Raw genomic sequence first — 23,925 nt, forward strand, 5'->3', positions numbered from 1 at the left:
CCATCTACCCTGGGCGGGTGAATCCCAGTTCCACGCGAGCTCTGGCCGTGCCCGCAGTCCTGGTCATGCTCGTGGCGGTCCTGCTCGGTCTGCTGAGCCCGACTGCCGCCTCGGCCGCCTCAGGGGGCGGCACCGCGGGAGGGTCAGCGGCCGCCTCCAGCACCCCGAAGCCCGCCGCGCCGGTGGTCGTGGTCGGGGTGGCCGGCCTGCGCTGGACCGACGTGTCCCGCAGCACCACCCCGAACCTGTGGCACATGATCGGCGGCGGCTCGGTCGCCTCGATCAACGTCCGCACCGCGGATCCCGCGACGTGCCCCCTGGACGCGTGGCTCACCCTTTCCGCGGGCAGCCGGACGGTCTCGGCGGGCAGCGCGGAACGGGCGGAGGAGCCCACCCGCGAACAGGACGGCCGGACGCCCGAGGCGCGCGGGGCGACGTCGTGCACGCCCGTACCGCAGGCCCTCGGCGGAGGCGGCGCCGAGCCGACCGCCGCGACGGTCGACGGCTGGGACGCGCTTCCCGAGCAGGAGGAAGGTACTGACGAGGAGGAGCCGGCCGAGACCGCCGAGACCCCGGCACCCGGCCTCCTCGGCGAGCTGCTCGCCGACGCGGACGCCTGCTCGACGGCGGTCGGACCGGGCGCCGCCGTGATGCTCGCCCGCGAGGACGGGAGGGTGAGCCGGTACGTCCCCTCGCTGGACGCGCTGTTGGCCGCGACCCCGGACAGCGCCCCGGATACCGCCCCGGACAGTGCCTCGGAGACAGCGGAGCCGGGTGCCGCGGGCACGGGGAACCCCGCCTGGAGCGACGTCCTCGCCGAGTGCCCGGTGACCGTCATCGACGCGGGCAGCCTTCCCGAGGGCCCCGAGCGGGCAGCGGCGCTCGACGTGCTGGACAGCACCCTCAGCACGCTGCGGACCGGCCTGCCGAGCGGTACGCGCGTGCTCGTTGCGGGTATCGCGGACACCCCGCTCACGCAGCAGGGGCTGCAGGTCGTCGTCGACTGGGTGGTCGACGTGCCGCGAGTGCGCTGGCTGACGTCGGACGCCTCGCGCAGCACCGGGTTCGTCCAGCTCACCGACCTGACCGCGACCGCGGCCGAGGCCGGCAACGCGCTCCCGGACCCTGAGGTGGAGCTCGCTCCGGGCCCGGCGGTCGAGGAGCCGGAGATCGACGGCATGCCCGTCGTGGTGGGCGAGCCGCGCCGCACCACCGTCGCCCGCACGGTCGAGAACCGGCAGTACATCAACGTGCTCGCGGACACGATCCCGGCGCAGGTTCCGGCGTTCGCGGGCGCGATAGTCCTGTTCCTGCTCATCGCAGTGCTGGTGCTGGTGCTGCCCCGCCGGACGGGGCGGCCGCGCCGCGACCCCGGTCCCTACCGGCAACGCCTCGCGCTCGGGGCCGTGCTGCTCGCCGTGTCCGCCCCGGCCGCCGCCGCCCTCGCCACCCTCACGCGCTGGTGGGTGTGGCCGGCGCCCGAGTTCGGCCTGGCTCTCTCGCTGACCGCGGCGACGGTGCTCGTAGCGCTCACCGTCCGCGCGGTGTCCCGCCTGCTCCCGCCCGCCCCGTGGCGTAACGCGGTCGCGGCGGCGGGGATCACCTGGCTGGTGCTCACCGTCGACGGCAGCACCGGCTTCACGCTGCTGCAGGGTTCGCTGCTCGGCTCGTCGCTCGCCACCGCCGACCGGTTCTACGGGTTCTCCGACGTGGCGTTCGTGGTCTACGCGGCGTCCGGCCTCGTGCTCGCCGGCGGCCTCGCGGCCTACGCGGTGCGCGCTCGCACCCGGCCGCGTGCCGAAGCGGTGCTGGGCGACGGCGTCCGGCGCGGCACCAGCGAGCGGACGTCCCGGCCGGCGTGGCGTGCGGTGGGCGCCGTGACCCTGGTCGCGCTGGTGACCATCGGGGTGGACGCCGCCCCCTTCCTCGGCGACCGCCTGCGCGGGCTGTTCCTGTTCGTACCGTTCGCGCTCGTCGCGCTGCTCGCGGCGCGGTCCGACCTGCTCACCCGGTTCCTCGACGCGCGCGGCTGGCTGCCCTCAGGCAGGCACACCGAGCCGGTGCGCCGCGTGCCGTCAGCGGTCCTCGGCCTGTCCGGCGCGCTGCTGCTCAGCCTGCTGTTCGCCGCTGCGGTGCTCCCGGTGCCCGGCGCCGACGCCGCGGGCGAGGAGTCCGGCTCGCTCAGCACCGCTGCGCCCGTCGTGCCGCCTGGCGGCAGCGTCGTCGTGATCGGCACCCAGGGCCTGCGCTGGACCGACGTCCAGCCGTCCCTTGACACCGGCCAGGCGCCCGCGCCCACCCTGTACGGCCTCCTGACGGACGGCGCGGACGCCGCAGGCCTCACCCTGCCCAACGGGCGCGCGGCGCGCTGCCCGGACAGCGGATGGCTCAGCCTGTCGGCGGGCCGGCTCGCCGAGGTGGCCGACGATCGCGGCGCCGACAACCACTGGATCTGCGACGACGTCTCGGTGACCCCGGCGCGGGGCGACAGCCCCGCCGTCGTCGACCAGTGGGAACGGTTCCTGGAGCTGCAGCGCGGGTCCGGCTACGCGGCGCACCCCGGCACGCTCGGTGAGGCCCTGGCGGGCGAGTGCACGACGGCGGTCGGCACGGGCGCGGCGGTGGCGCTCGCCGGACGGGACGGCACCGTCGGCAGGTACTTCGACTTCGAGACGGCGATGGACGAGGGATCCGGCGCCTGGGACTGCCCGGTCACCTTCGTGGACGCCGGGTCCGCGCTGCTCGACGTCGCGGAGCGTGCGCAGCTGGAGCAGGAGCCGGACGGCCGCCAGCAGGTGGCGGCGCTCCGCGCCGGCCTGGTCTCCGACGTCGACCTCGCGGTGTGGCGCGTCCTCGACGCCGCTCCGGCGGACACGACGGTGCTGGTCATCGACGTGGCGACGGTGCCGGAGCACCCGCTGGAGCTCGGCCTGGCGATGATGCGCCCGTCCGCGGCGAACGAGGGCCTCCCGCGGTACCTGGCCAGCACGGCCACGCGTACGGAGGGCGTGGCGCGCCTGATGGACGTCCCGGCGGCGGTGCTCGGTGCCGTCGGCGTCGACCTGCCCGCCGACGTCGACCCGACGCCGCTGCTGCGTGGCGGCGAGCGTCCCGCCTCGGCCTGGCTCACCGCCGACGAGCTCGCGGACATGACGGCCCGCGACCACGTGCGCCGCGACGCGTACCTCTGGCTCGTGGACGTGCCGTTCTGGCTGGGCCTCGCGCTCGCCGGGGCGTGCTGGTGGGCGACGCGACGGCGGGCCGCCCTGAGCCCGGCGAAGGGGCTGCTACGTGGGTCCGGCGCGGGCGCGGGCCCGGGCAGGTGGCAGCGTGCGGCCGAGGTCGCCGCGACCGCGCTGGCCGCCCTCCCGGCGGGCGGGTTCCTCGTCTCGCTGACGGGCTGGTGGCGGTTCGATCTCCCGGTGCTCGCGATGCTTGGCGCCACCGCGCTCGTGACGGCGGCAGTGGCCGGGCTCAGCCTGCTCGCCCCGCGCAGGCCCTTGTGGGCGGCCCCGGGGGTCGTCGCAGGCATCACGTTCGTCGCGCTGACCGTCGACGCGCTGTTCGGCACGCCGCTGAACCGAGCGGCCCCCCTCGGCTCGGCCCCGACGTTCGGCGCGCGGTTCTACGGCTTCGGCAACCCCACCTTCTCCGTGTACGCGGTGGCGGCGATAGTGCTGGCGGCCGCGCTGGCCCAGCTGTTCGTCACCCGCGGGCGGCGGGTGCTGGCCACCCTGGCCGTGACCGTCGTGGGAGTGATCGCGATGGCGGTCGACGTGTGGCCGACGCTCGGCGCGGACCTCGGCGGCGGGCTGGTGCTCGTCCCGGCGTTCGTGGTGATCGGCACCGCCGCCTCCGGGCTGCGCCTCACCCTGTGGCGGTTCGTCTGGGTGGGCGCCGCGGGAGTCGGTGTGGTGGCGCTCGTCGGTCTGCTGGACTGGCTGCGGCCACCCGAGTCCCGTTCGCACCTCGGCAGGTTCGTGGGCCAGGTGCTCGACGGCGAGGCGGTGTCGACGGTGCTGCGCAAGGCCCTGTACGCGCTGAACTCGATCACCGGCGGGCCGGCGGTCTGGGTGACGGTGATCGTGCTCGTGCTGGTCGGGCTCGCGCTGTACGGCCCGACGACATGGCGGAAGCGGCTGACTCCCGCCTGGTTCGAGCGTGCGCAGGAGCGTTGGGAGTTCCTGCGGCCCGCGCTCGTGGCGATGTGGGTGATGGCCGTGCTGGGCTCCCTGGTCAACGACTTCGGCCTGCGGATCGCGATGATCGCGCTCATCCCGGCCGTGCCGCTGCTGACGCTTGTCGCGCTGCGGACAAAATCGGCGGGAAAGCCCCGATAGGCTCAGCGCATGATCGATCTCCGACTTCTGCGCGACAACCCAGACGTCGTCCGCGCGAGCCAGGTGGCCCGCGGCGACGACCCCGCCCTCGTGGACACAGCACTCGACGCCGACGCGCGCCGTCGCTCCTCCCTGGCGGAGTTCGAGAACCTGCGCGCGGAGCAGAAGTCCCTGGGCAAGAAGGTGGCTCAGGCACAGGGCGACGAGAAGCAGGACCTGCTGGCCCTCACCAAGCAGGTCGCCCAGGACGTCAAGCAGCACCAGGCGACGGCCACCGAGGCCGAGCAGGAGCTCGACCGCGTGCTGTACTCCATCGCCAACGTGATCGAGGGTGCGCCGGCGGGCGGCGAGGAGGACTTCGTCGAGCTCAAGCAGGTGGGTCAGCGCCGCGACTTCGCGGCCGAGGGCTTCGAGCCCAAGGACCACCTGGAGCTGGGCGAGGGCCTGCGCGCGATCGACACCAAGCGCGGGGCCAAGGTGTCCGGTGCGCGGTTCTACTTCCTCACCGGCATCGGCGCGCGCCTGGAGCTGGCGCTCCTGAACATGGCGATGGACCAGGCCGTGCAGGAGGGCTTCACGCCCATGATCACGCCCACCCTCGTCAAGCCGGAGACCATGCAGGGCACGGGCTTCCTCGGCGCGCACGCCGACGAGATCTACCGCCTCGAGAAGGACGACCTGTACCTGGTCGGCACCTCGGAGGTGGCCCTCGCCGGCTACCACAGCGACGAGATAGTCGACCTCTCCGACGGCCCCATGCGCTACGCCGGCTGGAGCGCGTGCTACCGCCGCGAGGCGGGTTCGGCGGGCCGCGACACGCGCGGCATCATCCGCGTGCACCAGTTCCACAAGGTCGAGATGTTCAGCTACTGCAGCCCGGAGGACGCGGCGGCCGAGCACCAGCGCCTGCTGGGCTGGGAAGAGGCCATGATGGCCAAGGTCGAGCTGCCCTACCGCGTCATCGACACGGCTGCGGGCGACCTCGGCTCGTCGGCGGCCCGCAAGTTCGACTGCGAGGCGTGGCTGCCCACCCAGGAGCGCTGGCTTGAGCTCACGTCGACCTCGAACTGCACCACGTTCCAGGCCCGCCGCCTGGGCGTGCGCGAGCGCACCGAGGACGGCTCCACCCGGAACGTCGCCACGCTGAACGGCACGCTGGGCACCACGCGCTGGATCGTCGCCATCCTGGAGAACCACCAGCAGCCGGACGGCTCGGTCTACGTCCCGGAGGCCCTGCGCCCCTACCTGGGCGGCCTGGAGCTCCTGGAACCCACCAAGTAGCCCGGAAGGTCTTCCGTCTCTGGTCGGCTGGTGTTCACGTGCGGGTCGGTAGGCTGCGGGTGTGCCCCTCGACATCGACCGAAAGCTCGTAGCCCTCGACATCGACGGCACGCTCGTCACCTATGACGAAGTGCTGTCCGACGCCGCGCGGGACGCCGTCGCCGCGGTCCGCGCGGCGGGGCACCACGTGGTGCTCGCCTCGGGACGGTCGCTCATCGCCATGACGCCCATCGCGGCGGAGCTGAAGATCGAGGAGTCCTGGATCGTCGCGTCGAACGGCGCCGTGACCGCTCGTCTCGACCCGTCCGCCGACATGGGCTACACCCTGGAACGGGTGGAGACGTTCGACCCGCAGCCGGTGCTCCGCATGCTCAAGGAGGAGCTACCGCACGCCCGCTACGCGGTCGAGGACGTCGGCGTGGGCTTCCGGATGACCGAGCTCTTCCCCGACGGGGAGCTCAACGGTGAGCACCGCGTCGTCGACTTCGAGGAGCTCTGGGCGGGGCACGTCACCAGGGTGGTCGTGCGCAGTCCCGGAGAGACCAGCGCGGAGTTCCACGAGATCGCCGCGCGCCTCGGGTTCGACGACGTGACCTACGCCGTCGGCTGGTCCGCGTGGATGGACATCGCACCCCAGGGGGTGACCAAGGCGTCCGCCCTGGAGGAGGTACGCAAGGCGCTCGGTGTGGCACCCGAGAACACCGTCGCCGTGGGCGACGGCAGCAACGACATCGACATGCTGCGCTGGGCTGCTCGAGGCGTGGCCATGGGCCATGCGGCGGACGCGGTGCAGGCCGCGGCGAACGAAGTGACGGCATCGATCGAGGACGACGGTGTTGTGAAAGTGCTCAGATCCCTACTTTGATGGTAAAAATAGCCAACTGCTCTTGCCACGGGTGAAAGGTATCCGTGCATAGGTATGGATCACTGGCCGAGAGCCTGTACATTTGGGCGCGATCCGTCGAGGGGTGACGGCGCTCACGGTGCCATGGGGGTACGTGATGATCCTGGACGACCAGCCGGTGTCCATGCGAGTGCGTAACGACGCGCCTCACCTGGTCGCTCTCGACATCGACGGGACCCTGTTGGTCACCGGGCAGCTGGTGCCCGAACCGACGGTTCTGGCCGTGCAGCTCGTGCGTGGCCGGAAGCACCACGTGGTCCTGGCGTCGGGTCGGTCGTTGACGGGAATCCTGCCCGTGGCCAAGCAGCTGGGGATCACCGACGGGTGGGTGGTCGCCTCCAACGGAGCCGTCACGGCACGCCTGTGCGACACCTGCGCCGACGGCTACATGCTCGAGGACGTCCTCACGTTCGACGTCGGACCGGTGGCGCAGATGGCGCTGAGCCGGTTCCCGGACGTGCAGATCGGCGTCGAGGAGATCGGCATCGGCTACCGCGTCAACCGGGCCTTCGAACCGCACGAGGTCAACGGCGCGCAGCGCGTGGTCCCGGTGGCCGAGCTGGGCGGGCTGCCCGCGTCACGCGCGATCCTGCGCGGCCCGGACGTGCTGGACCTGCTCGATCCGCTGCGCCGGCACGGCGTCACCGCCACGCAGGCCGGTCCGGACTGGATCGACGTGACACCTCGGCACCTGAGCAAGGCGACGTCGCTGGAGACCATCCGCGCCACGCTCGGCGTTCCGCAGCACAACACGTTCGCCGTCGGCGACGGCATCAACGACATCGAGATGCTGACCTGGGCGGCGCGCGCCGTGGCGATGGGGCATGCCCCCGAAGCGGTGAAGGCGATCGCCCACGAGACGGTGGGCGACATCTCGCAGCACGGCGTGATCCAGGCCCTCAAGACCCTGCTCTGACGAAGCGTTCGCCGAGATAGAACCAGGGCGAGATAGAACCGCAGGTTGCTGCAGTTCTACCTCGCCCCACTTCTATCTCGCCAGGGTTCTATCTCGGCGGGGTGGGTCAGCCGCGGGCCGTGAGGATCAGCGGGCCGTCCTCCGTGATCGCGATCGTGTGCTCCGAGTGCGCCCCGCGGGACCCGTCCTTCGACCGCAGCGTCCAGCCGTCGGGGTCGGTGAAGATCTCGTCGGTCGTCTCGAGGAACCACGGCTCGACGGCGATGACGAGGCCCGGCTTGAGCGGGAAGCCACGGCCGGCGCGCCCGTTGTTCGGCACGTGCGGGTCGCCGTGCATGGTGCGGCCCACGCCGTGCCCACCGAAGTCGGTGTTGATCGAGTACCCGGCGGCGTGCGCGACCTCAGCGATCGCCGCGGAGATGTCACCGATCTTCTTGCCGGGCTGCGCGGCGGCGATGCCGGCCTCCAGGGCGACCTCGGTGGTGCGGATCAGCTTCGAGTCGGCCTCGGCACGACCGGGGGCGGGCGTGCCCACCACTATCGACAGCGCGGAGTCGGAGACCCAGCCGTTCACGGACGCGGCGAAGTCGATGGACAGCAGGTCGCCGTCCTGGAGCGTGTAGTCGAACGGCAGGCCGTGCAGCACGGCGTCGTTCACCGAGGTGCAGATGGTCTTGCCGAACGGCATGGCGCCGAAGGACGGGTGGTAGTCGATGTAGCACGACTCCGCGCCCTGGTCGCGGATCATCTTGTGCGCGACCTCGTCCAGCTCGAGCAGGTTCACACCCACCCCCGCGGCCTCGCGGACGGCGAGCAGCACGTCCGCGACGAAGCGTCCCGCCGGGCGCATCTCCTCGATCTCCCGCGGCGTCCTCAGCTCGATCATGACCGTCCTTCCGTAGGTGCACCAGGGATCTGGCGGCACAAGCCTACGTCCCGCCGGGAATCGTCGATCCGCTGCGCGGTTTGTCGCCTTGCGCGAAGGCGACCTCCGGTTTCACCCGCCTTGGGCCGAACGGGCGATTGCAACGATTTCGTAATGCAAGGCGGTGCTGTATGGGCTTGCATTGGATCGTGAACCACGGTTGCGTGGAGGAAGGGCAACCTGGCAGTCTGCCGGGCCGTACCCGCACGTCAGAGGGTTCTCAGCCCACGAAGCAGTGGAGGAGCACGAGATGACTATCCGGATGGCTTCAAAGCGCCGAGCGGTCGCCCTAGCGGCGACCGGCGCGAGCCTGGCCCTGATCCTGTCGGCCTGTGCCGACACAGATGACGGTGGCGGTGACGGTGGTGGAGGCGGCGCGGCGGAACCCTTCGAGATCGACTGCGCCGCCTACGAAGAGTTCGGTGACCTCGACGGCACCGCGGTCACCGTCTACACCACGATCGTCGAGCCCGAGGCGGAGACGCAGCAGAACTCCTACAAGCCGTTCGAGGAATGCACCGGCGTCACCGTCGAGTACGAGGCATCCCGAGAGATGGAGGCCCAGCTCCCGGTACGCGTCCAGGCCGGCAACCCGCCGGACATCGCGATCCTGCCGCAGCCGGGCCTGCTGAACACCCTGGTGACGGAGTACGACGCCGTCCTCCCGGCTCCTGCGCAGGTAGAGGCCAACGTCGACGAGGGCTGGTCCGAGGACTGGAAGGAGTACGGCACCGTCGACGGTACGTTCTACGCCGCACCGCTGGGCTCGAACGTGAAGTCGTACGTCTGGTACTCGCCCTCCATGTTCGAGGAGGCCGGCTACGAGATCCCGGAGACCTGGGACGACATGATGGCGCTCACCGAGGAGATCGCCGCGAACAACGATGGCGCCACGCGGCCCTGGTGCGCGGGTGTCGAGTCGGGTGACGCCACGGGCTGGCCGGGCACCGACTGGATCGAGGACGTGGTGCTCCGCACCGCCGGCCCTGAGGTCTACGACCAGTGGTACACCCACGAGATCCCGTTCAACGACCCGCAGATCGTCGACGCGTTCGACACTGCCGGCGAGATCCTCAAGAACCCGGACTACGTCAACGGCGGCCTGGGCGGGGTCGACTCGATCGCGACGGCGCCCTGGACGGACGCGGGCTTCCAGATCCTCCAGGGAAGCTGCTGGATGCACCGCGCGGCGAACTTCTACCAGACGCAGTGGCCCGAGGACACCGTGGTGGCGCCGGACGGCGACGTCTACGCGTTCTACCTGCCGGCCGAGACCACCGACGAGCGCCCGACCCTGGTGGCCGGTGAGTTCATCGCGGCCTTCGCGGACCGCCCCGAGGTGCAGGCGTTCCAGACCTACCTGTCGAGCTCGGACTGGGCCAACTCCAAGGCGGCGGCGACGCCGGCCGGCGGCTGGGTGAGTGCGAACAGCGGCCTGGACCCGGAGCTGCTGGCCACGGACTTCGACAAGCTGTCCGCCGAGATCCTGGCCGACCCGGCCACGGTCGCCCGGTTCGACGCATCCGACCTGATGCCGTCCGCTGTCGGCACCGGCTCCTTCTGGGGTGGGATCACCGAGTGGTTCGCCTCTGACGCCAGCAGCCAGGAGGTCGCGGACGACATCGAGCAGTCCTGGCCCAAGTGACGCAAGGCTCTCGGCCCTGAGTGACGTGCGGAGGCGCGGGACATCACGTCCCGCGCCTCCGTGGGCACTGGGGCCAGGCATTCGGCCCGGACGATGACGACCGGACCTGACGACCAGGATCTGGAGGATCCATGGACTGGTTTCTGCATGCCGGGGACGACCCGGTACACAAGTTCTTGCTGATGATCATCGCGATCGCGCTGTTCATCGTGGTGATGGCGCTGATCCTCTACGTGGTGGACCGGCGGCGGAACCCGTCGAAGTGGTTCGTGGCCGCGGGATTCGTAGGGCCCGCGCTGATCCTCCTGGCGGTCGGGCTGCTCTACCCGGCCTTCGGCACCATCGTGAACTCGTTCCAGAGGGGCACGACCCCCGACTTCATCGGCTTCGACAACTACATGAGGGCCTTCAGCGAGCCCGCGTTCCTGCTCGTCCTGGGGAACACCGCACTGTGGGTGCTCGTGGCCCCGGCGCTGGCCACGTTCGTCGGCCTGGTCTACGCGGTGGTGGTGGACCACAGCCGGTTCGAGAAGTTCGCCAAGGCGCTCGTGTTCCTGCCCATGGCCATCTCGATGGTGGGCGCGAGCATCATCTGGAAGTTCGTCTACGAGTTCAGGCCAGAGGGCGTCGAACAGACAGGCCTCCTGAACCAGCTCATCGTCTGGCTGGGCGGCCAGCCGGTCCAGTTCCTGCTGGAGCGGCCGCTCAACACCTTCCTGCTGATGGTGGTGCTGATCTGGATCCAGACCGGCTTCTCGATGACGCTGCTCTCGGCGTCGATCCGCGCGATCCCGACCGACATCGTCGAGGCGGCCCGCCTGGACGGCCTGTCCGGCTTCGGGATGTTCTGGCGGATCACCATCCCGAGCATCCGCCCGGCGCTCGTCGTCGTGCTGACCACCATCGCGATGACCACGCTCAAGGCGTTCGACATCGTGCGCACCATGACCGCCGGCCGGTACGGCACCTCGGTCGTGGCGAACGAGTTCTACGAGCAGAGCTTCAGGCAGCAGAACGCGGGCCTGGGCGCCTCGCTCGCCGTGCTGCTGTTCGTCATCGTCATCCCGGTGATCATCTACAACGTGCGCCAGATGCGCCTGGCCGAGGAGGTCCGATGAGTACGACACAGCCGGCGGTGACGCCCCCCAAGGTGACACCCCCGCCGTCGACCGTCAGCGACCGGGCGCGCAAGGCGAAGAAGAAGCTCACCTCGCCGTGGGCGAGCGGGATCGCCCTGGTGATCGCGGTCGCCTGGACAGTGCCCACCTTCGGGCTGCTGGTCACGTCGTTCCGGCCCGAGCTGGACATCCGGCTCAGCGGCTGGTGGACGGTCTTCGGCGACGCGTTCGCGGGCGAGGGTGTGTTCTCGTTGCGCAACTACGAGTCCGCACTGTTCGACAGCTCGAGCAACCTCGCCAGCTACTTCGTGAACTCGTTCGTGATCACGCTGCCAGCGGTGTTCATCCCGATCACCATCGCGCTGCTGGCGGCCTACGCGTTCGCGTGGATCGACTTCAAGGGCCGCGACATCCTGTTCGTCTCGGTGTTCGCGCTGCAGATCGTGCCGATCCAGATCACGCTGATCCCGCTGCTGTCCGCCTACGTGGACATCGACATCAACGGCACGTTCTGGCCCATCTGGTTGTCGCACTCGATGTTCGCGCTGCCCCTGGCGATCTTCCTGCTGCACAACTTCATGAAGGACATCCCTGCGTCCCTCGTCGAGGCGGCACGCGTGGACGGGGCAGGGCACGTGAAGATCTTCTTCTCCGTGATGCTTCCCCTGCTCACGCCGGCGATCGCGGCGTTCGGGATCTTCCAGTTCCTGTGGGTGTGGAACGACCTGCTCGTCGCCCTGGTCATGGGCGGCCCCGACACGTTCCCGCTGACGGTGCGCATCGCCGAGATGGCGGGTTCGCGAGGCGGTGACTGGCACGTGCTGTCTGCCGGCGCGTTCATCGCGATCATCGTCCCGCTGATCGTGTTCCTCTCGCTCCAGCGCTACTTCGTGCGCGGCCTGCTGGCGGGTTCGGTCAAGGGCTGACCCACCCCGCTGAGGTAGTCGTCCGGCGAGGTAGTGCTTACTACCTCGCCGGACGACTACCCCAGCGAGGGAGTTTCGCGGGCGAGCAGGCTCTCCTTGATCGGCAGGCCGTAGCGGAACCCGCCGAGGGTGCCGTCGGTGCGCAGGATGCGGTGGCACGGCACGAAGAGGGCTGCCGCGTTCATCGCGCAGGCCCCGGCGGCCGCCCGCACCGCAGCGGGCCGACCCGCCCGGGCGGCGTACTCGGTGTAGGTCAGGCGTTCGCCGGCCTTCACCTCGCGGAGCGTGTCCCACGCGTGCGTCCGGAACGGTCCGCTCGCCTGCCGCACGGGCACGCGGCCGGGCGCCCCGTGGTCGCCGTCGTAGTAGGCGCGGACGGCGTCCGCGGCCTCGGCGAGCATCCCGTCCGGCGATGACGGCAGGGCGACCTGCCCCGGACCCGTGCCCAGCCGCAGGGTGGGGTGGACGAGGGCGAGCAGCGAGTCGACGTCGTCGGTCCAGCCGCCGGCCAGGACCGCCTCCTGGGCGGGACCGCCCGCAGGGCCGGCCGCGCCGGTCATCGTGCCGGTCGCCGCGCCGACGAGGATGCTGAACGGGCCGTCCGGGGTGGTGAGAGTGGTTGCGTACATGGTGTTCCTTCCGTGGGATGACATGTCAGGCGGAGCGCCAGAGGTGCATGGCGGCGTACGAGCGCCAGGGCGCCCACACCGCGCCGCGTCGGGCGAGCTCCTTGAACTGGTGGGGCCGGGGTGCCTCCGCGGAGACAAGGCCGAGGTTGCGCGCCCCGGCGAGCAGCGCGACGTCGCCGTCCATGAGGACGTCCGGGTCGCCGAGCACGCGCAGCGCCACGTAGCCGGCCGTCCAGGGGCCGATGCCGGGTCGGGCGACCAGACGTCGGCGCAGGTCCTCGGGGTCGTCGCCGACGCTGAGGGCGAGCGTGCCGTCCGCGAGGTCGCGGCCGGCGCCGACCACCGTCGCCAGGGTCCGGGCGGGCAGGCGGAGGTGCGTGGGGGCGCCGTCCGCCACCTGGGCGGGGCTGGGGAAGAGGCGGGTGAGGCCCTCGAACGCGGAGGCGTACGGCGTGCCGACACCCTGCGCGAGGCGGGACAGGTGCGTGCGGGCCGCGGCGACGCTGATCTGCTGACCCACTATGGCGCGGACCAGCAGCTCGGCCGGGTCGAGAGTCCCGGGTACCCGGATGCCGGGTACCGCGGCGACCGACGGCGCGAGCACTGGGTCGGAGGCGAGGGCCGAGTCGACCGCGACCGGGTCGGCGTCGAGGTCCAGCAGGCGCCGCACGCGCGCGACGGCGACCGGCGCGTCGGCCAGGTCGGCGAGCTCGAGGTCCAGGTCGACCCGGCCGCTGCCCGGGCGCGGCACGCGCACCTCGAACGCACCGGGACCGTGCGGCAGGGCGAAGGTCCGGGCGTACCGCAGGGCGCTCACGTCCGACGTCTCCACGCCCTCGATCGAGCGGACGGCTAGAAACTCCAGCACCCCCTGCGCGTCGAACGGTTCCCGGACGGGCAGGGTGAGCGAGATTCGTACGGGTTCGTCCGCAGTCTCCTGAGCTGAGTCCGCGAGGTCGGCACCCTGCACCGAGGTCGGCACAGGCCTGGACCGACCTCGGTGCGGACTGCCGAACTCGGCGTCGGCCCGAAGCGAGCTGCCGACCTCGGCGCTACTCGGACGTGCTCGGCCCCTGGTGCCCGCCGCGCCACGCCCAGAGCGCCGGGCCCGCGCGCGCACCTCGGACGGCGTCGCGCCGAAGACCTCGGCGACCGTGTCGTTGAACTGCCGGATCGAGCCGAAGCCGGCCGCGAAGGCGACGTCGGCGAGCCGCAGGGACGTACCGACCAGGAGCGCACGCGCGGTCTGCGCGCGCTGGGCCCGGGCCAGGGCCAGCGGCCCCGCCCCCAGCTCGCCGACCAGGAGGCGGTGGAGCTGCCGCTCCGAATACCCCAGCCGCGTGGCCAGCCCGGACACACCCTCGCGGTCCACGACGCCGTCGGCGACGAGGCGCATGGCCCGGCCCGTGAGGTCCCGGCGCAGGTCCCAGGCGGGTGTGCCGGGGGCAGCCTCGGGGAGGCAGCGCTTGCAGGCGCGGAACCCGGCCTCGTGCGCGGCGGCCGACGTCAGGTAGAAGGCGACGTTCTCCGCCTTCGGCGTACGCGCCGGACAGGACGGCCGGCAGTAGATGCCCGTGGTGCGGACCGCCGTGTAGAACTGCCCGTCGAAGCGGGAGTCACGCGCGGCGATGGCGCGGTAACGCTCGGTGAACGCTGGATCGCGGAGCTCGACGTCGGTCATGGCCACCATCCTGCGCCGCGCCCGGACCTCGCGGCTAGCGGGTTTCGGACACGGCGGTGCCCGCGCCGACCGCGGGTGATCTTCACTCCGGTCGACTCACCCTGTGGATAGATGGCGCGTTTGCTGACAACTCAGACAGGATGTCCGGCATGCCTCCGACCTGGGCCGGCGACGTCGTCGCCCGCCTCACCGACACCACGCGGTGTCCTGCCTGCGGTGAACACCTCGCGTCCGTCGTCTGTGCTGCCTGCGGGCTGAACGTCTCGGGTGGGCAGGCGCAGGAGGTGTGGCGGCTGTCCGTCTCCGCGGCGGGCAACCTCCGGGACCGCGAGGCGGTGCTCGACGCGATGCGGCGGGCACAGGGCATCAGGACGGGCGGCGAGGTCGGCACCGGCGCGCGGGCCGCGGACGGCGTGGCACGTCAGGCGCCCGTCGTCGGTACCGTGCCGGTCCCCGCGCCACCGGCACCGACGCAGCCGGTACCAACGCAGCCGGCACCGACCGCGCCTACATCGTTCGCACCGCCGGCACCCGCACCGCTGGCGCCCCGTGCGCCGGCGCTCGAAGAACCGTTGCCGTTGCCGTTCATCTCGCAGGTGCCGTCCGCGCCGCCGGTGCGCCAGGCGGAGGCGGCGCCTCCGGCGGTGACCAGCCCGCGGCAGCCTGCCGCGACGCCCGTCGCCGCCGGCCGGGAAGCGGCGCCGCGACCGTCCGGCCCGGGTATCTCGCTGCAGCCGATCCTGGCAGGCGCGGGAGCCGCGCTGCTCGCGGTCTCAGCGGTGGTCTTCGTGTTCTTCACGTTCGGCGACAACCTGCTGCTGCGGGCGGTCGTCACGGGGATCGTCACTGCCACCGCCGTCACGGTCGGGGCCCTGCTGCGCCGGGCCGGGCTGCGCACGACCAGCGAGGCAGTCGCCGCGCTCGCGGTGGTGCTCGCCTGGGTGGACGTCGAGCTGGGCATGCAGGCGGGCCTGCTCGGACAGGTCGATCCGGCGCTCGCCCGGGCCACGGTGCTCGCGGTGCTGGCCCCCGGCTTCGTCGCGCTGGGCGCATGGCTGCGGGTGCGGTCGTGGGTCTCGGCCGGACTGGTGTCGGCGCCGGTGGTTCCGGTACTGGTCGCCGCAGGCCTGCCGTTCACCGTGTGGTCGCTGTGGTGGTGGGCGCTCGGGCTGCTGCTGGTCGGCGTCGTGGCGTGGGCGGCGATGCGCGTGGCGCCGCTGGCCGGCGAGCGGTCCGGCACCCGGCTGACCGCCGAGACGTGGGTGCTGCGGGTCATCCGCGCTGCCGGTCCGCCGCTCGCCCTGCTGGCCGCGCTCGGGGCCCAGGTGGTGACGCCGGATGCCGTGACGGGCACGACGGCGATCCTGTGGTCCGGCGTCGCGCTGTTCTCCGTGGTGCTCGGGACATGGCTGCGGGTGCGCTCCTGGGCATCGGTTGGTCTGCTGTCGGCGCCGCTCGTGCCGGTGCTGGTCCTGCTCGCCTTCCCCGGCCCCGAGGCGTCCGTGTGGTGGTGGGTGCTCGCGTTCGTCCTCGTCGCGGTGCTCGCCTGGGCGGCGATGCTGCAGCTCCCGAAGCTCGCGCGGCGGCTCGGCGGTGCCGTCACGTTCGACCTCGAGGCGGGAATGCTGCGCATCCTCCGTGGCGCCGGACTGCCGCTCGCCCTGCTCACCGCACGGGGTGCCGAAGCGTTGCCGCCGCTCACGGGGCCGGGCTCGACGGCCGTCCTGTGGTCCGCCGTGGTCGTCCTGTCCGCGGTGCTCGGGTACCGGCTGCGCGTCCGGTCCTGGACGACGACGGCACTGGTCGCCGCACCGTTGGTGCCGGTGCTCGTCGCGCTGAGCCTGCCCGCCTCGGTGTGGTCGATGTGGTGGTGGGTGCTTGCCCTGGTGCTGGTCGGGCTCGTCGGCTGGGCGGCAGGCCGCGCGTTGCCGAGGCTCTCGGAGCGGCACGGCGCGGTCTTCGCCATCGAGGCGACGACGCTACGGGTGATGCGCGCGGCGGCCTTCCCGCTCGCGCTGGCGGCGTCCTGCACAGTGGAGGCCCTGCCGTCCCTGACGAGGCTGGGCGCGACCACCGTGCTGTGGTCCGGTGTGGTGCTGCTCGCGGTCGCGCTGGGCTACCGGCTCCGCGTCCGGTCCTGGCTGACGACGGCGGTCCTCGCCGCGCCGGTGGTGCCGGTGCTCGTGGCGCTGAGCCTGCCCGACACCGCGGGGTCGGCGTGGTCGGTCTGGTGGTGGGTGCTCGCCCTGGTGCTGGTCGCCGTGGTCGCGTGGACGGGGATGCGGCTGCTTCCGGCGCTCGCCCGGCGCCTCGACGCGCGTGGCGGGTCGCTGTTCGTGGTGGAGTCGCGGGTTCTGCGGGTGGTGCGCGCCGCCGGGCTGCCCGCCGCTCTCGTCGCCTCGCTCCTGGCGGTGTTCACGGTGCCCGTCGCACCCCTGACCAGGCTGGGAACGACCGCGGTCCTGTGGTCCGCTGTGGTCCTCACGGGGGCGGTGCTCGGCCATGTGCTCCGGGTCAGGGCGTGGACGTCCGTCGGGGTCCTCGCGGTTCCGGGCATCCCGCTGCTGCTGCTCGGCGTCGTCGACCCGGCCGACGGCTCGTGGCTGCCCGCTGTGGCGCTCCTCGCCGCCGCGCTCACCACGCTCCTCGGGCGTGCCGCCCGCCTCGCCTCCGGGCCGCGCATCAGGTCGCGGCTACGGGCAGAGATCGCTGTGCTCGACGTCGTCGCGCTCGTGACGGTCCCGCTCGCCGTGCTCCTGTCGTTCTTCGTCGACCAGCCGGAGGCGCTGCCGGGCCTCGGCGGCACCGCGCTGCTCGTCGCCCTGGCGGCCGTGACTGTCGCGGTCATGCGGCGGGCCACCCACCACCGGCACTGGACGGTCGTCGGCGGTGTGCTCGCGGTCTCTGCGGGTGGCCTGCTGGGCGGGATCGGCCAGTGGTCGGGAGCCGGCTGGGTCCCGTTCGGGGCGGCCTGCGTGTGGACGGCGCTCGCGCTCCTGACCGCACCGCGTCTGCTGCGGATGGCGGGCCTCGGCTCCGTCCGCGGGGCGCTGGCCCCGGCTACCCGGGACGACCTGCTGCTGAGCGGCTGGATCGTCACGGCGGCCGCCGCGGCTCCGGCCGTGGGGCTGGTCCTGGTACGCGTGACGGACGCGTGGGTAGCTGCCTGGTCGGTGCGGGGCACCAGCTGGTCGCTGCCCACCGGCGCGCTGATTCCCCCGGCATCGGCTGACCCGACTGTCAGAGACGCCGAGAGCCTCATGAGCCTGAACCTCCCGTGGGCGCACCTGGGGACCGTCGCGCTCGTGGTCGTCACGCTGCTGGCCGCCAGGCTCGCGCGGCGTGGGCGGCGGGTCGAGGCAGTGGTCGCTCCGGTGGCCGTGCTGCTGACCGCGTTCGGCCTCGTGCTCGACCCTCGGCTCATGACCGCGGTCTCGGTCACGGCCGTAGCGGTGCTCGCGTTCGTGCTCGTCGCGGCGACGGCCGACCGGTCGGCGGCCTGGCGCACGCTGCGCCCGGCCGTCATCGCCGTGCAGGGGGCGGTCCGGGGGCTGGTCCGCGCGTCGGGGCGGCTGCGTTCGATCGGCGGGACCGGCGTCACCGGCGCCGACCTGCGTCTCGCCCGCGCCACCGCACTCACCGGAGCGTTCGTCGCGACCGGCATGCTGCTCGCCTTCTCGTGGGCGTCGCGCCCGACGGCGGCCGCCGGCGCGCTCGTGGTCTGCGCGCTGCTGCTCTCCCTGCGCGCCGTGCTGCGGCCGACGACGCACCCGTGGCTGGTCGGCGCCGGGTACGCGTACCCGCTGGCCGTGCTCGGCGTCGTGCTGAGCTGGCTCGATCTGTCCACCGTCGCGGCCATCTGCACGGTCTCGGCGGTCGCCTCGCTCGTCGCCATCGCGGTGACGCTCGGCGGACGCACCTCGCGCAACGAGTGGTACGTGGTCCTCGGCGTCACCGCCGGGCCGTTCGCGGCGGGCGTCGTCACGGTGGTGCTCGAACGCACCTGGTGGTCGGCGGGCGCCGCGGCGGCGATGCTGGCGCTCGAGCTCGTGCTGCTGCTCACCGCCCGCGTGGGCCTGGCGCACGTCGTCCGGGCCGGAGCCGCCTTCCTGCTGCTTCCCACGGCGTCCGTCATGGTCACGAGCGTGGGGGCCATGGTCCTGGAGGTCTCCGGGTCCCCGTACGTCCTGCCTGCCGTCGCGCTGTTCGTGTCGGCGGTCGCGGGCGGGGCGGCTCGCATCGCGGAACGGATAGCCACCCGCGTGCCCGACGGCGGGCCGCTGCTCGCGGCAGCCGTACGCCGGAGCCTGGAGCGGTCGGTACTTCTCACGGGCGCCATCACCGTCTTCCTCGCCTACGCGCGGCCGGCGGCAGGGCCGGACGTCGCGGTCGCCGTGCTGCTGCTGCTCATGGCGGGCGCCGTGCTCGTGGCCCGCGAGCCCGGGCGGCGGGGCGTCTGGCCGCTGGTCGGTGCGCTGGGGCTCGCGGCGCTCTGGACGGCGCTGGGTGGCGGCGAGGTGCAGCTGGTCGAGGCCTACACGCTCCCGCCGGCACTGGCCGCCGTGGCCGTCGGTGCATTCGTCGCCTGGCGGAGGGGACGTTCCGAGCCCGGCGCGGAGCCCGACGCCGGGGGTGCGGCCACGACGGCCGCCGGCACGACGACCGGCACCGGCACCGCGCCGGTCACCGCCGCGACGCACGCGTGGCGGCTCGCCGCCGTCGGCGCCGGGCTCACCGTGGTGCCGAGCCTCGTGGTGCACCTGACCCGCACCGAACCCGCCGACTGGCGGCCGTTCGCCCTGGTGGGCGGCGCGGTGATCGCCCTGGCGACGGCGTACGCCCTGGGCCTGCGGCCCGTACGCGAGCGACTCGCCGTCCTGCGCGACTCGTGGACGCGTCCGGTGCGGCGCGGCCTGGTGGCCGTTGGCACCCTGGCCGCGCTGAGCGGGGTGGTCGAGTCGCTCCACGTCGCGGGCGAGCCGGTGTACTGGATCGGGTCCGCCGGGGGACCTGCGCCCGGTCTGCCCCCGCTGACCTGGTACGACGGCTCCCCGTTCGGAACGCAGGTCGGGGCCGACTGGGTGTTCGCCGCCGGTCTCGGGTGGGCGCTCCTTGCGGGCGCGCTCCTGGTCACGGCGGCCGTCCTTGCTCGCCGGTCGGCACACGGCCGGACGGCGTCGTGGCTCGACCGCTGGGGCATGGCGCCGGGCCTGGTGCTCGGGACGCTCGGCGCGGTGGTGAACACCCGCCCGGTATGGGGCTCGATAGTGTCGCTGCTGGTGGTGGAGCTCGGGCTGCTCGCGCTGCTCGTGCTGGTCACGCGGCGGGCGGGCCGACCGGGAGTCGGCGCACCACCGTGGCTGGTCTGGCTGTGCGCCGCCGCCGTCGCGATCGCCGCCTGGGCGCCGCGCGAGCTGCGCGTCGAGGCGTTCTCGGTGATGCTGGGCGCCGGCCTGATCTGGTCGGGCGCGACGGCGCTGCGTCGCTGGGTGGCGGCGGGCGAACCGAAGGACGTCTCGGTAGGCCTCATGACCTGGCCACTCGGTCACGGCGGTTCCTGGCGCACCATCGGCCTCGGCATCGCGGCCCTCGTCGGTCCCTCGGTGCTGTCCACCGCCACCGACCCGCTGACGATCCGGGCGTCCTGGGTGGTGCTGGCCGCGCTGGCGTCGGTCCTCGTCGGGTCGCGTCTGCGCCTGTCGGCGCCGTTCTGGCTCGGCGTGTGGACGCTGGCCGTCGAGGTAGTCATCGTGTTCGCGAAGCTGGGCGTCGGCGTCTCACCGCTGCCGTGGATCCTCACCCTCGTCCCCGCCGCCGTCGTGCTGCTCATCATCGCGACGCTCGACGAGCGCAGGACGGCGGCCTCCGGAGGCACCGCGGCCTATCTGCGCGACCTGCGCTGACGCCGCCAGGTGTGACCCCGCCGCCGTCCGCGGCGGCGGGGTCAGCGAGGTTCGGGCACGCCGGCGCCGGCCGTGAGGCGCGCCTCGAGGCGGTCGCGGACGTCCGGCCACTCCTCCGAGAGGATCGAGAAGTACAGGGTGTCGCCCACCGAGCCGTCGGGCGCGATGCGGTGCGCTCGCAGCCTGCCCTCCTCCCGGGCGCCGAGCTTCAGGATCGCGGCGCGTGACCGTTCGTTCCGCGCGTCGCAGCGCAGCGCGACGCGGCGCAGCCCCAGCTCGTCGAAGGCGTGCCGCAGCAGCATCAGCTTGCACGCCGGGTTCGTCACCCCCGCCCACCAGTCCCGGCCGTAGAACGTGGAGCCGATCTCGACCCGGCGCTGCCGGGCGCTCAGCTCGTAGAACCGCGTCGAGCCGCGCACCTCGCCGTCGGGCCCGAGCACGGCGAAGGCAAGGTGGTCCTGCGCCGCGAGGGCGGCGTCCACGTACGCCTCCATCGCCGGGGTGGTGTCCGGGAGAGCGCTGGTCATACCCGCCCAGAGCCGCGCGTCGACGAGGCCGGCCAGAGCCGGGGCATGGTCGTGGGACAGCGGTTCGAGACGGACGCCGTGGGCGGCGAGGTGGAGATCGTGCTGCATGCGGCTATCCCACCACGAGCTCGAACCACCACGAGCTCAGACCGTCGCGTCGAGCCAGTCCAGGACCGTGTCCAGGTACTTCTCGCGGGCCGGCCTGGGGGACAGGGCCAGGTCGTGGGCGCCGCCGTCGATGATCGCCACATCGACCTTCCCGCCCAGCTTCGGGGCGCGAGCGTGCATGTGCGCGACGTCGAGGACCGCGTCGGTGCTGAGCATCACAGCCGCCTCGCCGCCGTCGGGCCCGGTCTTGTCGCTGGTGCACATGAGCACCGGGCAGCGCACCGCCAGCCCCCGGCCGACCTGGCGGTGACCGCGCCGGATCGCGGCGCTCCAGCCCGCGTGGACGGGGAACCCACCGTGCGGCTTCCAGCGCAGGTCGTAGTCCCACTCGCCGTTCGTGGCCTGGTGCAGTGCCCGCCCGTAGTCCTCGCTCGGCTGCTTGTTCACGATGGTCCGGGGCGCGATCCGCCCGAGCAGGTACAGGGCCTGGGTGAGCAGCGTCCGGTCGGACCAGCTTCCTCGCAGGTCGAACCACGGGCTGTTCAGCACGAGGGCCGTTACCCGGTCGGGGCGCGCGTCCGCGTACAGCGAGATGATCAGCCCGCCCGTCGAGTGCCCCAGGAGCACCAGCCCGGCGTGCCCGTCGGCGGCGACGACCTCCGCGGCCGCGTCCAGGTCCTGCTCGTAGAGCCGCAGGTCGTTCACCATGTTGGGGGCACCGCCCGCCGTCGTCCACGCGTCGATGGACCGCCCGTGGGCGCGCAGGTCTATCGCGTAGAACGGGTAGCCCCGCCCGGCGACCGCCTCCGCGAGATTGCGCTGGAAGAAGTAGTCGGTGTACCCGTGCACGTACAGCACTGGCGGTCGCCCGACGCCTGGCCCGTCCTCGGGCGTGTAGCGGACCAGCGTCGCCTCGGCACCGCCCGGGAGCCGTAGCGTGCGGGCCGCGAAGCCCTCGCCCAGCACGTCCTCGGTCCAGTCGTTCCCGCTGTCGTCCATGTCGCTCCTGTGCGTCATGCCTGCCTGGCCGGCCCACCGTGTGGTCTGCCGTGTGTGCTGCCGTCGGCTGACGATATAGGTAACCGAGCGCCTACAGGGGGGCGACGGCGGTAGCGAGCGTCCGTTCCCGCCGAAGCGCCGGGAGGAAGCAGACCGCACCCAGGGTGCTGAACACTCCCCCGATCACCATGGCGGCCTGGATGGACAGGACGCCCGCCGCCCAGCCGAGCGCGGGGGCACCCAGGGAGTAGGCCGCGAACGACACCATCGATGCCATGGAGAGCACCGTCGAACGGTTCCGGGACTCGGCCTCGCGGTGCAGCAGCGCCTGGTAGGTGGGCCCGTTCGCACCGTGCATCCCCAAGGTCACGAGGTAGGCGGCGACCAGGCCGACCGGGCCGAGCGCAAGTCCCATCCAGACTGCCCCGAGACCGTTGAGGGCACGCGCGACGATCGCCGTGCGTGCTACCCCGATGCGGGGCGTGGCCAGCCCGCTGAGCGCCGCCCCGCCGGCGAACACCGCCCATCCGGCCGCCGCGGCGGGGCCCGCCACCGCGGCGCCGTCGGCGGTCCCGCCGAGCAGCTCGGCCAGGCGGATGGGCTGGAACGTCTCGTACACCACCATCCCGACGCTCCAGAACACCTCGACCAGCAGCAGCCAGCGCAGCACCCGGTTGTCGCGCGCCAGCCGCAGGCCGTCGCGGATCACGCCGGGCGCCTGGCGCGCGGACTCCAGCACCCGGCCGGCCACCCCAGCGGTCCGGCCGTCCGACGGCGGCAGGGTGCGTGGCACCTCGCGGACCAGGATCGTGACGGCGACCAGGTGAACCGCCGAGAGCACCGCGTACACCGCGTAGGGGAAGGCGAGCGCTGACCAGGCTTCGAACGGGTGCCACCAGACGAGCACACCCGAGAGGAGGGCGCCGGCGGCGATCGAGACACCCAGCACCGTGCTGTGCGCGGCCAGCGGCCGGTCGACGTCGGCCCCTGGCTCGGTGGCGTGCACCGTGTCGACGAACCACGCCTCCATCGGGCCGGAGTCGAGCGCCCGGAAGACGCCGGTGGCCGCCGCGGCCAGCGCGAACGCCCAGAACGTCTCAGCGGTGAGGAACAGGACTGCCGCCACTACCTGCACCACCGCCGCCGCGATGAGCATCGGACGGCGGCCGAGGGAGTCGGCGAGACCGCTCGTCGGCAGTTCCAGCAGGAGCACCGTGAACCCGGTGAGGGTCAGCGCCGTGAGCGTCTCGGGCACCGACAGGCCGCGTTCGATGGGCAGCAGGGTGGTCACCGTGACGATCAGCCCGACAGGGAACCACCGCGTAAGGGTCAGCAGCAGGAACACCTGCCGGGCTCGGGCCGGCGTCAGCGGCGTCATGACGTCTCCGTCTCGTTGGCCCCGGTGGCATCCCGCTCGCCGTCGGGGAGCTCGTCCGGATCCAGGGGGTAGGCCGCCTGCCAGAAGGTCACCCGGCGCGCACCCGGGGCGGGCTCAGCGTCGCGGTACCGCTCGATGACCTCGTCCAGCTCGCGGCGCAGGCTCTGGAGCTGTTCGGGGTTCACGGTGACCCACGCGTCCCCCATACCCGTCGCGTCCTGCCACTCGCCGGGCCACGCCTCGGCGACGTCGAGCCAGTGGCCGAAGTCGTTGCTGAACAGGCGCAGGTAGTCCCGCTCCAGCCAGCCGAGCGCGGTCGCGGCGTCCTCGTCGTGGGCGAGCTCCGTGCGCTCCCAGCTGTGGGAGCTCGTGGCGGCGCGCCAGAGGCGCTGTTTGCCCGCGCCCTCGCCCGTGTCCGCGACCAGGCCCACGGACTCGAGCTTGCGCAGGTGATAGCTGGTGGCGCCCGAGTTGGTGTTCAGCGCCGTCGCGAGCGTGGTCGCCGTCGCAGGGCCGCCGCGCCGCAGGGTGCCGAGCAGGCGCGAGCGGAGCGGGTGGGCGAGCACCTTGACGGCCTCGGGAGTGAGGCGGAAGTTATCGTGAGCAGCGGGCATGCGTGCACAATACCCATGCACAAACTCTGTG

15 protein-coding genes are annotated in these 23,925 nt (G+C 72.7%); 8 read left to right on the forward strand and 7 right to left on the reverse strand.

The genetic code is table 11. The features are described 5' to 3' along the window. Positions 1 to 17: 17 nt before the first annotated feature. The 4 genes from AB0F70_RS05425 (at position 18) to AB0F70_RS05440 (ending at position 7,441) form a co-directional block, all read left to right on the forward strand. Complete coding sequence (locus AB0F70_RS05425; protein WP_357444317.1) at positions 18 to 4,340, forward strand: hypothetical protein; 4,323 nt, start codon at positions 18 to 20, stop codon at positions 4,338 to 4,340. 9 nt (positions 4,341 to 4,349) lie between these two features. Further along, complete coding sequence (gene serS / locus AB0F70_RS05430; RefSeq protein ID WP_357444320.1) at positions 4,350 to 5,621, forward strand: serine--tRNA ligase; 1,272 nt, start codon at positions 4,350 to 4,352, stop codon at positions 5,619 to 5,621. Positions 5,622 to 5,682: 61 nt separating this feature from the next. Further along, positions 5,683 to 6,486 carry an HAD family hydrolase gene (locus AB0F70_RS05435; protein ID WP_357444323.1) on the forward strand — a complete coding sequence of 268 codons (804 nt, stop codon included), beginning with the start codon at positions 5,683 to 5,685 and terminating at the stop codon, positions 6,484 to 6,486. 103 nt (positions 6,487 to 6,589) lie between these two features. Further along, a complete protein-coding gene (locus AB0F70_RS05440; protein ID WP_357444326.1) occupies positions 6,590 to 7,441 on the forward strand; it encodes an HAD family hydrolase in 852 nt (283 codons plus the stop codon). Between the two features lie 106 nt (positions 7,442 to 7,547). Here AB0F70_RS05440 and map read toward each other — a convergent pair whose 3' ends face one another. Beyond that, the gene (gene map, locus AB0F70_RS05445; protein ID WP_357444329.1) at positions 7,548 to 8,327 is read right to left on the reverse strand and encodes a type I methionyl aminopeptidase; all 780 of its coding nucleotides are present in this window, start codon (positions 8,325 to 8,327) and stop codon (positions 7,548 to 7,550) included. Positions 8,328 to 8,616: 289 nt separating this feature from the next. Between map and AB0F70_RS05450 the strand changes: the two genes are divergently transcribed. The 3 genes from AB0F70_RS05450 (at position 8,617) to AB0F70_RS05460 (ending at position 12,055) form a co-directional block, all read left to right on the forward strand. Beyond that, complete coding sequence (locus AB0F70_RS05450; RefSeq protein WP_357444332.1) at positions 8,617 to 10,011, forward strand: ABC transporter substrate-binding protein; 1,395 nt, start codon at positions 8,617 to 8,619, stop codon at positions 10,009 to 10,011. A gap of 131 nt (positions 10,012 to 10,142) precedes the next feature. Next, complete coding sequence (locus AB0F70_RS05455) at positions 10,143 to 11,129, forward strand: sugar ABC transporter permease (RefSeq protein WP_357444336.1); 987 nt, start codon at positions 10,143 to 10,145, stop codon at positions 11,127 to 11,129. Beyond that, positions 11,126 to 12,055: a carbohydrate ABC transporter permease gene (locus AB0F70_RS05460; RefSeq protein ID WP_357444338.1), complete on the forward strand. Its 930-nt coding sequence runs from the start codon at positions 11,126 to 11,128 to the stop codon at positions 12,053 to 12,055. Before AB0F70_RS05455 ends, AB0F70_RS05460 begins: the two co-directional genes overlap by 4 nt. A 56-nt stretch (positions 12,056 to 12,111) precedes the next feature. Here the strand turns inward: AB0F70_RS05460 and AB0F70_RS05465 are convergent, their stop codons facing one another. Together AB0F70_RS05465 and AB0F70_RS05470 are read right to left on the reverse strand one after the other, a co-directional pair. Beyond that, a complete protein-coding gene (locus AB0F70_RS05465; RefSeq protein WP_357444341.1) occupies positions 12,112 to 12,684 on the reverse strand; it encodes a methylated-DNA--[protein]-cysteine S-methyltransferase in 573 nt (190 codons plus the stop codon). A gap of 25 nt (positions 12,685 to 12,709) precedes the next feature. Then, on the reverse strand, positions 12,710 to 14,365 hold the full coding sequence (locus tag AB0F70_RS05470; RefSeq protein ID WP_357444344.1) for an AlkA N-terminal domain-containing protein: 1,656 nt from the start codon (positions 14,363 to 14,365) through the stop codon (positions 12,710 to 12,712). A gap of 149 nt (positions 14,366 to 14,514) precedes the next feature. Here AB0F70_RS05470 and AB0F70_RS05475 point away from each other — a divergent pair, with 149 nt between their 5' ends. After that, positions 14,515 to 20,268 carry a hypothetical protein gene (locus tag AB0F70_RS05475; RefSeq protein ID WP_357444347.1) on the forward strand — a complete coding sequence of 1,918 codons (5,754 nt, stop codon included), beginning with the start codon at positions 14,515 to 14,517 and terminating at the stop codon, positions 20,266 to 20,268. A gap of 41 nt (positions 20,269 to 20,309) precedes the next feature. Here the strand turns inward: AB0F70_RS05475 and AB0F70_RS05480 are convergent, their stop codons facing one another. The 4 genes from AB0F70_RS05480 to AB0F70_RS05495 form a co-directional block, all read right to left on the reverse strand. Then, positions 20,310 to 20,903 (reverse strand): GNAT family protein, encoded by a 594-nt coding sequence (locus AB0F70_RS05480; RefSeq protein WP_357444350.1) that lies wholly within the window; start codon positions 20,901 to 20,903, stop codon positions 20,310 to 20,312. A 36-nt stretch (positions 20,904 to 20,939) separates the two neighbouring features. After that, positions 20,940 to 21,902 (reverse strand): alpha/beta hydrolase, encoded by a 963-nt coding sequence (locus AB0F70_RS05485; RefSeq protein WP_357444353.1) that lies wholly within the window; start codon positions 21,900 to 21,902, stop codon positions 20,940 to 20,942. A 91-nt stretch (positions 21,903 to 21,993) separates the two neighbouring features. Beyond that, positions 21,994 to 23,280 (reverse strand): MFS transporter, encoded by a 1,287-nt coding sequence (locus AB0F70_RS05490; protein ID WP_357444356.1) that lies wholly within the window; start codon positions 23,278 to 23,280, stop codon positions 21,994 to 21,996. Continuing rightward, complete coding sequence (locus AB0F70_RS05495; protein WP_357444359.1) at positions 23,277 to 23,894, reverse strand: helix-turn-helix domain-containing protein; 618 nt, start codon at positions 23,892 to 23,894, stop codon at positions 23,277 to 23,279. The genes AB0F70_RS05490 and AB0F70_RS05495 overlap by 4 nt, the downstream gene beginning before the upstream one ends. Positions 23,895 to 23,925 lie beyond the last annotated feature (31 nt).

The organism is Promicromonospora sp. NPDC023805 (genome assembly GCF_040639635.1).
Taxonomy (GTDB): domain Bacteria; phylum Actinomycetota; class Actinomycetes; order Actinomycetales; family Cellulomonadaceae; genus Promicromonospora.

Excerpts from the sequence above, each read along its gene's own strand:
- serS (WP_357444320.1), top strand. The coding sequence starts at position 4,350 with ATGATCGATCTCCGACTTCTGCGCGACAACCCAGACGTCGTCCGCGCG.
- map (WP_357444329.1), bottom strand. The coding sequence starts at position 8,327 with ATGATCGAGCTGAGGACGCCGCGGGAGATCGAGGAGATGCGCCCGGCG.
- AB0F70_RS05450 (WP_357444332.1), top strand. The coding sequence starts at position 8,617 with ATGACTATCCGGATGGCTTCAAAGCGCCGAGCGGTCGCCCTAGCGGCG.
- AB0F70_RS05455 (WP_357444336.1), top strand. The coding sequence starts at position 10,143 with ATGGACTGGTTTCTGCATGCCGGGGACGACCCGGTACACAAGTTCTTG.
- AB0F70_RS05460 (WP_357444338.1), top strand. The coding sequence starts at position 11,126 with ATGAGTACGACACAGCCGGCGGTGACGCCCCCCAAGGTGACACCCCCG.
- AB0F70_RS05465 (WP_357444341.1), bottom strand. The coding sequence starts at position 12,684 with ATGTACGCAACCACTCTCACCACCCCGGACGGCCCGTTCAGCATCCTC.
- AB0F70_RS05470 (WP_357444344.1), bottom strand. The coding sequence starts at position 14,365 with ATGACCGACGTCGAGCTCCGCGATCCAGCGTTCACCGAGCGTTACCGC.
- AB0F70_RS05475 (WP_357444347.1), top strand. The coding sequence starts at position 14,515 with ATGCCTCCGACCTGGGCCGGCGACGTCGTCGCCCGCCTCACCGACACC.
- AB0F70_RS05480 (WP_357444350.1), bottom strand. The coding sequence starts at position 20,903 with ATGCAGCACGATCTCCACCTCGCCGCCCACGGCGTCCGTCTCGAACCG.
- AB0F70_RS05485 (WP_357444353.1), bottom strand. The coding sequence starts at position 21,902 with ATGGACGACAGCGGGAACGACTGGACCGAGGACGTGCTGGGCGAGGGC.
- AB0F70_RS05490 (WP_357444356.1), bottom strand. The coding sequence starts at position 23,280 with ATGACGCCGCTGACGCCGGCCCGAGCCCGGCAGGTGTTCCTGCTGCTG.
- AB0F70_RS05495 (WP_357444359.1), bottom strand. The coding sequence starts at position 23,894 with ATGCCCGCTGCTCACGATAACTTCCGCCTCACTCCCGAGGCCGTCAAG.